This window comes from Endozoicomonas sp. ONNA1, from assembly GCF_024606325.1.
GTDB lineage: Bacteria > Pseudomonadota > Gammaproteobacteria > Pseudomonadales > Endozoicomonadaceae > Endozoicomonas_A.
The window spans coordinates 1-8,142 of record NZ_JAHHPN010000959.1 but is presented as its reverse complement, the minus strand read 5'-3'; the positions used below and the strand labels follow the sequence as shown (position 1 = coordinate 8,142).

Annotated in this window: 4 protein-coding genes; 2 read left to right on the top strand and 2 right to left on the bottom strand. The window is 49.0% G+C overall.

The window, feature by feature from the left end:
- Positions 1-48 precede the first annotated feature (48 nt).
- Positions 49-1,734 carry an NAD-dependent malic enzyme gene (locus tag KDK19_RS23195; protein WP_257254881.1) on the bottom strand — a complete coding sequence of 562 codons (1,686 nt, stop codon included), beginning with the start codon at positions 1,732-1,734 and terminating at the stop codon, positions 49-51.
- 551 nt (positions 1,735-2,285) lie between these two features.
- On the opposite strand from KDK19_RS23195, the gene KDK19_RS23190 reads away from it, so the two are divergent.
- Positions 2,286-2,618: a helix-turn-helix transcriptional regulator gene (locus tag KDK19_RS23190; RefSeq protein WP_257280953.1), complete on the top strand. Its 333-nt coding sequence runs from the start codon at positions 2,286-2,288 to the stop codon at positions 2,616-2,618.
- 204 nt (positions 2,619-2,822) lie between these two features.
- Positions 2,823-3,968: a pentapeptide repeat-containing protein gene (locus tag KDK19_RS23185; protein WP_257293047.1), complete on the top strand. Its 1,146-nt coding sequence runs from the start codon at positions 2,823-2,825 to the stop codon at positions 3,966-3,968.
- An 8-nt stretch (positions 3,969-3,976) separates the two neighbouring features.
- Here the strand turns inward: KDK19_RS23185 and KDK19_RS23180 are convergent.
- On the bottom strand, positions 3,977-8,142 hold a 4,166-nt coding region (locus KDK19_RS23180), incomplete at its 5' end, for a cadherin domain-containing protein (RefSeq protein ID WP_257293046.1).

Genomic DNA, 8,142 nt, shown 5'->3' with positions numbered 1-8,142 from the left:
ACCAATTTATTGCAACCGCAGTAGGACAGCCTTAAGTCCGACAGGCTGCTAGCAGAAGGACATACGGATGCGCCGGTACTCAGGGCTCCAGCGTTTTGCTCTGATCTTTTGTTCCAGATCAGTCAACTCAGTGACGGGGGCCTGACCTTCCTTTTGAGCCTGAAGAACAACGGCAAGAGCAATATCGTTGGTGACATGCTGAATGCGATCCAACAAAGGCAGAAGAGGTGCTTCTCTGTTCACCAGAGCGGGAGAAGCCAATGCCAGCGTTTCTACAGCAACATCGAGCATCTTGTCAGTGATGCGACCAGCACCAGAGGCCAGCACGCCAAGACCCAGACCGGGGAAAATATAGATATTGTTGCACTGGGCAATCGGGTAAGCGCGGTCATTGAACCGAACCGGCTCAAACGGGCTGCCTGTTGCAATCAGCGCCGTGCCGTTGGTCCATTTGATAATGTCTTCAGGCAGGGCTTCTACCTGACTGATCGGATTCGACAGTGGGAAGATAATAGGCTGCTCGTGGTTGACCGCCATGTTCTCAATGACTTCCCGGGTGAACAGGCCGGGTTGGCCAGAAACACCAATGATCGCGTCTGGCTTGGCAATACGAACGACATCCGCCAGAGAAATACTGCCCTCGGCTGACCAGTTCTCAATGTCCACAAAACGGTGAGCCAGCTTCTGCTGGAATGGACGGAGACCCTCCATCTGATCGTGCACCAGACCGTCGCGATCAACCATATAAATGCGCTTGCGGGCTTCCTCTTCAGACAATCCACGACCCACCATCAGGCGGATAATCTGTTCAGCAATCCCACAGCCTGCAGACCCCCCGCCCAGGAAAGCAACGCTCAGATCTTCAACAGATTTACCGGCAGCTCTGGCTGCAGCCATCAGGGTGGCAGCAGTGACACCGGCAGTACCCTGAATGTCATCGTTAAAGGTGCAGAGTTCATCACGGTACTTCTCCAGCAAAGGCGTAGCGTGATTAATGGCGAAGTCTTCAAATTGCAGCAGAGCACTTGGCCAGCGACGTTTAAGTGCCTGGATAAACATCTCGACAAATTCGAAATAATCGTCTTCACCGATGCGCTCATGACGCCACCCCAGGTAATTAGGGTCTTCCAGCAGCTTCTTGTTGTTAGTGCCACAGTCCAGAGTAATGGGCAATGTCAGGTTGGGAGTAATACCACCGACGGCAGAGTAGAGGGATAGTTTTCCGATGCAGATACCCATACCACCAATCCCCTGATCGCCCAGACCCAGGATACGCTCACCATCAGTCACTACAATGACTTCAATGTTGCGCTTGAAGTTTGCCAGCATGGCGTCAATCTGGGCGCGTTCAGGGTAAGAGATATAGAGGCCACGAGGTCGACGATAAAGATCGCTGTATCTCTGACAGGCCTGACCTACCACTGGGGTGTAGATGATTGGCAACATTTCCTGGAGATGACGCTGAACCAGAGCGTAGAAAAGCGTTTCGTTGGTATCCTGCAGGGAGCGCAGGTAAATATGCTTGAGAATAGGAGTGGGCTTGATCGCAAATGATTTATAGGCGCGGCGGCATTGCTCTTCCAGTGTTTCAACACGTGGCGGCAACAGGCCATGGAGGTCCAGTTCGCTGCGCTCTTCAAAAGTGAAGGCAGTGCCCTTGTTCAGCAAAGGGTTTTCGAGAAGCATACGACCTGAAAGGCCGGTATGAACGCTGTTGGAATCTAGGTCGGTCATTATTCCGTTCCAGTGATGGCTCTGGAGAGTGCATCAGATGTTAAACCCACAATGAAATTATCTACACTTCGTGCAATGTGTGGGTGATGATGGGCAACCTCGGGATTTTGGACTTTATACCAGCTTGCAAGGGTGCATATCACTGTCATGATTTGTGGGTCTAAGGATAAGTCTTGCTCTATATCTTAAATAGACAGGAAAAGCCGAAGTAATCATGCGTGCTTATTACAGGATCTGTTCTTATCCGTTGTTGTCATAAAGCAGTACGTAGTTTATTACCGATAAAACCCTATTCAGACAGGTTAAAGACGCAGCAAATTTGAGATTGAAGGTTCTGCCATTTCGTCCGTACATTGTTTGATGTGAATGTTATCTCTGTATAAAAGTATGGGAGTGACCTTCTGGCATTTTGTCCGCGTCAATCGTTAACTGACGTTTGGTTCCTATATGAAATATCAGTCAATGGCAGTTATTGTATTAATCCAGCGTGAGCTGATACTTTTAGTTCATGGCGATTTGCACTCAATATACTTTTTAAAATGTAACTCTTTATGACTGAATCCCATCAGCCCTGTCGTGCTGAATTACCAGAAATTTCTTCAGAACAGTTGGCCAGACTAGCCTCTATTTTCAGGCTTCTGGGGGATGAAGGGCGCCTCAAACTGGTTATGGCCTGTATTGATACTCCACAGCCTGTCTGTTGCCTGTCAGAAATATCAGGAATGTCTCAACCATTGACCAGCCATCATCTCAGAGGGCTCAGAGAAGCCAGAATTCTCAAATCTTCCCGCCATGGTAAGCAGGTGCTGTATGAGCTGGATGACCATCATATACGGCATGTTGTGTTGGATCTTGTCAGTCATGTTCTGGAGTTTTCTGACTAAGAGCCATAACGCTCCCTGTTTGATGGCGGCTCGGCAGCTTTCCTGCCTGCGCAGTTATCAATATTTTTGGGTGACCGCATTCTAAACTTTACCGTTCATCGGACGACTCTTATAGACAGCCGAATGCGAAGATAATCATCCCTGCGTTGATGGCGATGATTTCCATATTTGATCGCTAAAAATATCAGCCAGGGAGGCGCAGTGGTGTCCGATTCAGGAAAAAATAACGATACCCGTCAGAATGCCCGTGAGGGACTGGGCAGGTTTGATGTACTGGTTACAGAGGGAATGAGAACCTCAGGTCTTAATAGAAAAAGTGCCATCCTGCTGAAAGGTTTGGGTGAATACTGTATTGCTATCGAGCCATTCAGAGATGCTCGAGTCGTGACTAATACCTCGGCATCTGATGATTTGGTGAGTGAACTTCCCGATCTTTTACATCCCGGAATGAACATACCTTCCAGACAGATACTGAAAGGTGCAGTACTGGAGGGCAAAGATCTCGAAAGGGTTTGTTTTAATCAGACAAACCTGAGAGGCTGTAACTTTAAAAAAGCTCAGTTGCGTGGAGCCCGATTTAAAGGCTGTGATTTGTCCGGGGCTGATTTCAGAGGTGCAGATCTGAACGGCACTATCTTCGAAGATTCTTCCCTGGAAGCTGCTGATCTGAGACATTGCCGATTAGATGAAGCGCGTCTGGTGGATTGCAATCTGTTTGCGGTTAATTTTGATCAGAGTTGTCTGGATAATGCTGTGATTGATAGCTGCAATATGGGGGCTCAAAGTTTTCATAGCAGCTCATGCATGGGTTTAAAAATGCATAACAGCCAGATTATTCATGGCTTTCTGGATGACGCGAACTTTACCGGTTCTCAGCTCAGGAATATGGAGTTCAGGGATTGCACACTGACGAGCACTCAGTTCAATAATGTTTTGATGGAAGATTGTCAGTTCAGAGGGTGTGACAGCTTTCAGGAAGGGCCGGTATTTTCCGGTGGTATTCTGAACAAGGTGGTTATGACAGACTGCGAATTCAATGTTCCCAAACTGGTTCGGACCCGGATTTCGAACAGTTATTTTACCCGGGTCGACATGGATTCAGCTCTAATGGAAGGTACCCGGTTCAATGAGGTGATTTTTGAGCAGGGTCAGTTTAGGGAGTGCTATAGCCTGGAAGAAAGCCCATCATTTAACCACTGTCGCTTGGATCACATTACCATTGATCAGGCTGAGTTCAGTCATGCACGGTTTGATCGGAGCTCATTTGTCGGTGTTATGATCCGGGATTCTGACTTTGGAGCCTGGACCATGAACCACACAGGTCTGGATGGAGAAACTTCTATTGAATAAGTGGCTGATCAATCGATTTGAAGATTGCCGTCGCTGATCAGGTTGCTCAAGATTTCCGAGTCGGTGCTGCCTCCTCCGTAGCTTGAGAGATCAACGCCTTCCAGCTTGATCTTCTGGGTAACATCGCCGTCAGCGTCTGGCATCACTTCGATGGTGGTGTCGCCATTATCGAAGTTCAGGCTCAGGTATTGGTCCAGAGGCGTTGAATCATCGTCCAGAACGTCACTCAGATCGATAATATCGCCGCCGGAGCCTGTGTTAAAATCCTTGATGACATCCTCGGCAGGCGTGGCAACTGATCCGAGGTCAGACGAGAGCCAGACAAAGGTATCGCTGTCATCCCCCCCCGTGAGAATGTCATCACCTGCTCCGCCTGTGATCGTATCTTCACCCGTACCACCAAAGATCAGGTCATCCCCGGCATCACCCAGAAGGGTATCTGCGCCACCCTCACCTTTGAGCGTGTCGGACTGCGCTGTACCATCAATCATTTCTCCGGAATCGGTACCCACGAGATCAACATCACCAACCTTTAGAAACACTTTTGAGTCATCAATGACGGTCCCGTAGTGACCAGCCCAGTCTTCCTGATCATTACCACCGTGCTCAAAATAAACATAACGGACACCGGCACCATAATTACTGAAAGTGTTGGCAGCTTCCTGCCAGTTGTCGTTTGCGGTCAGTGTTCCAGTGTCGTAGGAGGCAATGACATTATGGCTGGCGTCCCGCAGCTCAACTTTCAGGTAATAATCATCATTGAGGTGGGTATCTTTAAACCAGTCACTGACACCGATGTCAGGAGCAGAATCCAGATACTGTTCGGTGAAGCCTTTAGCCAGAAGATCTATCGTTTGTGACTTTTTAGCCCATTGGTGGGAAGTAATCCAACCCTTACCGTCGCCGTCATGGCTGTCGTTTGTTGAAGCCCAGCCGTTACCACCGTTTTCAATAATGTTCCAGTCAGAGGTGCCATTCTGACCACTGCCGTTGGTCAGAAGGTTTTGAGAGTAGGTGCCTCTCACATTAAGGGTGAATGTCTGTGGATCACTGGAAAGGCTGCCATCGCTCACCGTAAAGCCAAAACTGGTGCCAAGATCCGGATCAGTGGCCGGGGCTGTGTAAGTCAGATTATCAAGGTCTGCTGCGGTAATGACCTGAGCGGCTGTCACAGCCATGCCATTCAGCGTTAAAGTGCCGGAAGCAGGCAAAGAGGTTACGGTAATGGATTGCAGGGTGTCACCAGCGTCCACATCGCTGAAGCTGAAATCGTGGGCACTGAAGGTGTAACTGTCCGTCTGTTTTAATAAAAGACTGTTGTCTGATGATACAGGCTTGTCGTCTACCGAGTTGACCCTGATGGACAGGTTTTCACTGACCGACGAACTGTCACCATTACTCTCTGTCGTGGTGGCTGTGAAGATCAGATTCATGGTATCTGTGCTGTCTGCCGGTGGTGTTATCTGCAGGTTGGCGTAGTCCCAGCCGGAAATGTCAACAGCGGTGCCATCCGCTGTTATCGAGTGGCTGCCATCAGTGAGCACTGCTCCTGCAGGGACTCCGTCGGCGGAAACGGTTAGCGTTTCAGAACCGTCGGTGTCGACCTGAGTAATGCCAAGGTCCGGTAAACTGAAAGTGGTATCCTCATCTACAGTAATCAATTTCTTAATCTGGATATCATCCAGCATGAAGTAGTTATGATCCTCTCGGAATCTGAGTTCTGTAGTGGGATTACCCGTAGCGTTTAAAAGGATGGTTTTGGTCGATGTATGAGTGCTTGAACCAGGCGGTTCTGTATAGGTTGCGACTACCTGTCCATTCCATTCTACCCAGATATTGGTGGTATTGTATTGATATCTTACATGATGCAGAGTGAACGTTAATTCGTAGGTCTGTATTGAACTGTCACTGGTATCGATGTTTCTGTAGGACTGAGTCGAATGATAGTTAACCAGTTGATTGTTGAAAAATTGTGAACTGCTGAAGCCGTTAGGGTTAGTTCGTTGCCAGCCATCTGGGTTGTTGCCATCAAAGTTACTGTTCAATACTACAGTGCTGAGATCATTCATGGTGACGCTGTCCACCACTGCTGCAACATCAAATGTTCGGGTGTGCTCACCAGAATAACTACTACCGTCGTGTACATTAAAGCCGATAGACGTGTAGTTATTACCGGCTTCGTTACTGTCTGGCTCAAATACCAGAAGGCCTGCTTCAATATCCGCTTTGCTGATGACCTGGTTTGCCGTCACTACAACGCCATTGAGCTTCAAGGTTCCCTCGTCAGGTAAAGTGGATACCTTGATTTGGGTCATGGCATCCGCTTCCTGGTCGCTGCTGCTCAGATCGTTCAGAGTCAGGGTATAACTTGTATCCTCATTGATAGACAGTTTGCTTTGGTTGACATAAACCGTGTAGTCGCGGGTACTGCTGAGCTGGCCATCACTCACCTGAACCGTAATTGTGTGAGAAGGGTTGCTGTCATGATCCAGCTGAGTGCTGTCAGCCACGGAGATGTCACCGGTTGCACTGTTAATGGTGAAGCGGCCACCGGCGTCGTTAATCAATGAGTAAGTCAGTTGGTGACTGGCATTATCAACATCCGTTGCCGCTACTGAACCCAGAACAATGCCGTTAGCTGTCTGTTCAGCCACATGGAAGGAATCGTTAATGAGATTTTCTACAGAGTCAGCTTGATAGAGGGCTTTGACCTGATGAGCACCCAGGCCAGTGTTGAAAATAGCAAGTTCACCTACGGAACCGTCCAGATCACCATCATTGCTCCAATTACTCTTGCCGACGTAGTTGTTTGATCTGACAATCTCTGGAATCAAAGCCCCGTTGAGATTCTCTCCGGCCAACTCTCCGTTTTTATAGACCCGCATTGCCCCGGTATCGTCAACGGTGGCGGTCACATGAACCCACTCGCCTGCGGTGAAAAAGTTGTTGATATGAAGCTGTCCTTCCAGGGAGGCTCCGTCATAGATTTCAAACGCCAGTGTTTCACTGGTGCCGACATGGGTAAGGAGAATATTGTTGCTGCCAGGACCATCACCAAAGTCAACTATCCTCGACCAGTTCTGGCTCAGGCTGTCGTATTTCACCCAGGCAGAAATGGTCATAGCTCCACCCAATTCAAGCCCGGAGATTTCACCACTGCCGTGGGTACCAACCATTTCAAAGACATTACTACCGTTTCGTCCGCTGCCCAGTGAGGCATTACCGCTAAGGGTCAGATGGTTACCATTACCTGATAGGTCTTTGTTATCTGCGAAACTGTAGGCTGCCTCAATTCCCTCGATGAGAGGACTGCTCGATAATTCAGGGGCATCGTTGACAGCGGTGACATCCAATGACCAGTAAACGTCCGTCGTCTCATAACTATCCGAAACGGAAATCTTGACTGACAGGCTACCAACATCATTATCGTCAGGTGTTCCGCTGAAGGTTCGGGTTGCAGCATCAAAAGCCAGCCATGCGGGCAGAGGATCGCCATTAGCCAGGCTGGCACTGTACCTCAGTGGATCACCATCATCATCGGAAAAGGCGTTGGCCGGTATGGTGTAACTGAAAGCAGATTCTTCCGCCACAGTCTGATTATTAATGCTGGCAACCAGTTCCGGAGCATCATTGGTATCGCTTAGCTGTATGGTGTAGTTCTGCTGTGAGGCTAGCTGACCGTCACTAACCTGAACGGTAATGACGTGGCTGCTGGATGCTTCATAATCCAGCAGACTGCCATCGGCAACAGTAATCTGACCGGTAGCGCTATTGATAGCAAATCGGCCACCGGCATCATTTGTCAGGCTATAAACCAGGTTATCACCCTCTACGTCGGTTGCTGTGACAGAGCCGACGACGGTGCCATTTGAGCTGTTTTCAACGGAAGAGAAAGGATCAACGTTTTTACCCGTAACAGTATCCAGGAATCCGGAGACAGCACTACCACTGTTCACAGCTATATCACTGATGCCATAGCCTGTATCGCTGTTGGACGTCGCTACGGATGTCGCTGTACCGGATGTTTCAAAGTAGGTAGCTTGCTGTGCGCTACTGAGGCTGTTCCAGGTGGCCAGATCGGTGTATTTGGCTTCAATGGCTTTGAAGTTGAGAGTACCGTCCTGATTCTCGGAGATCTGGATTTTGACCCCTTTGCCGTGACTCCCGTCTGTTT